General features: G+C 65.1%; 2 protein-coding genes. Both read left to right on the top strand.

What is annotated here, in order from left to right; translation table 11 throughout:
- The first annotated feature begins 238 nt into the window (after positions 1 to 238).
- Positions 239 to 1,330: an S-(hydroxymethyl)mycothiol dehydrogenase gene (locus tag MPN20_RS17030; protein ID WP_242784046.1), complete on the top strand. Its 1,092-nt coding sequence runs from the start codon at positions 239 to 241 to the stop codon at positions 1,328 to 1,330.
- The gene (locus MPN20_RS17025; RefSeq protein WP_242784045.1) at positions 1,330 to 2,001 is read left to right on the top strand and encodes an MBL fold metallo-hydrolase; all 672 of its coding nucleotides are present in this window, start codon (positions 1,330 to 1,332) and stop codon (positions 1,999 to 2,001) included. The genes MPN20_RS17030 and MPN20_RS17025 overlap by 1 nt, the downstream gene beginning before the upstream one ends.
- Positions 2,002 to 2,039: the final 38 nt, after the last annotated feature.

Here is a 2,039-nt window from a genome sequence, read left to right as displayed (position 1 = left end):
GGCGCGTTCCACTTCGGTGGAGCCGCCGGCCGTCGTCGTTCCCGTCGTCGTTCCCACCCTCGCCGAGGTGGTTCTGCAGGCCCTCGCCGAGGCGGTTGTCCGGTTGCGCTGCCCGTACACTAGCCGGGCGCGCTGGTCGCGAGAGGCTGGTCTGGTTAGGGTGGGGATGTACGGAGTTTCCGTTGGGCGCGACCGTCAGCGGCTCGCGCTCAGACTGAGAAGAACACGAGGAGACGCAATGCCACAGACCGTCAAGGGCGTCATCGCCCGGAGTAAAGGCGCACCGGTCGAACTGACCGACATCGTCATTCCCGATCCTGGCCCCGGCGAAGTCATCGTCGATGTGAAGTCGTGCGGCGTCTGCCATACGGACTTCCACTACCGCGAGGGCGGGATCAGCGACAACTACCCATTCCTGCTCGGCCACGAATCGGCCGGCGTCGTCTCCGAGATCGGTGAGGGCGTGACCGATGTCGAGGTCGGCGACTTCGTGATCCTCAACTGGCGTGCGATCTGCGGCGAATGCCGCGCCTGCAAACGCGGTGAGCCCTGGTACTGCTTCGACACTCACAACGCCTCGCAGAAGATGACTCTGCCCGACGGCACCGAGCTCGAAGCCGCGCTGGGCATCGGCTCCTTCGCGGAGAAGACACTCGTGGCTGCCGGTCAGTGCACCAAGGTCCCCGAAGCGGATCCCGCTGTTGTGGGGCTCCTCGGCTGCGGAATCATGGCCGGAATCGGTGCTGCGATCAACACGGGCGAAGTCACCCGCGGCAAGACCGTAGCCGTCATCGGCTGCGGCGGCGTCGGATGTGCTGCCGTCGCTGGTTCGGCTCTGGCCGGAGCGGGCACGATCATCGCCCTCGACATCGACGACAAGAAGCTCGACTGGGCAAAGGACCTCGGCGCCACGCAGACCGTGAACACCCGCGGCAAGAGCGAGGACGAGGTCGTCGAGGCCATCCAGGAACTCACCGGCGGCTTCGGCGCCGACGTCGTCATCGACGCGGTCGGACGTCCGGAGACCTGGCGACAGGCCTTCTATGGTCGTGACCTCGCGGGCACTGTTGTGCTCGTGGGCGTGCCGACTCCGGAGATGGAGCTCAGCGTGCCGCTGCTCGACGTCTTCGGCCGTGGTGGCCGGCTGAAGTCCTCGTGGTACGGCGACTGCCTGCCCGAGCGGGACTTCCCGATGCTCGTAGACCTGTATCAGCAGGGACGCGTGCCGTTGGAAAAGTTCGTCTCCGAACGCATCGGAATCGGCGACGTCGAGGCCGCGTTCGAGAAGATGAGTCAAGGAAAAGTACTGCGATCGGTGGTGGAGATCTGATGACCGCAATTGAACACCTCGTCACGTCCGGTACGTTCTCGCTCGACGGCGGAACCTGGGACGTCGACAACAATGTCTGGCTCATCGGGGACGACTCCGAGGTCATCGTCATCGATCCTGCACATGACGTCAATGCCATCGCTGAGAAGGTCGGTTCCCGTGAGGTCAAAGCGATCCTGCTGACCCACGGCCACGATGACCATGTGGGAGTCGTGCGAGACTTCGCCCACCGTGTTGGCAATCCTCCGGTCTATCTCAATCCGGCCGATCACATCCTCTGGGACATGACCTACGATTCCTACCGTCCGGACGAAGAGATCACCGACGGGCAGACTTGGACGGTCGCCAGCGTGCGGCTCAAAGCGCTGCACACCCCCGGCCACTCCCCCGGCTCGACGTGCTTCTTCATCGAGACCGGGCTGCCGATTCCGGCATCGGCCGGAGCCGGCCGCGCGGTCGGACCGGTGCTGTTCTCGGGAGACACGCTCTTCCACGGCGGACCTGGCGCGACCGGACGCTCACATTCGAGCTTCGAGACGATCATCGCCTCGATCAGGGACGTCCTGTTCAAGCTGCCCGCTCCCACCGTCGTCCTCCCCGGCCACGGAGCGCCGACGTCGATCGCCGCTGAGGCTCCATCCCTTGAGGACTGGATCAAGCGCGGCGAGTGATCTTACGCCGCCGCGGCTGATTGAGGTGCCGTGGTCGC

The sequence above is a fragment of the Brevibacterium sp. ZH18 genome, assembly GCF_022748595.1.
Classification (GTDB): domain Bacteria; phylum Actinomycetota; class Actinomycetes; order Actinomycetales; family Brevibacteriaceae; genus Brevibacterium.
The sequence above is the reverse complement of the archived record's forward strand: the minus strand, read 5'-3'. Positions and strand labels throughout refer to the sequence as shown.

What these genes read in the sequence shown, in the direction of transcription:
- MPN20_RS17025 (WP_242784045.1), top strand. Translation starts at nt 1,330, where the DNA reads ATGACCGCAATTGAACACCTCGTCACGTCCGGTACGTTCTCGCTCGAC.
- MPN20_RS17030 (WP_242784046.1), top strand. Translation starts at nt 239, where the DNA reads ATGCCACAGACCGTCAAGGGCGTCATCGCCCGGAGTAAAGGCGCACCG.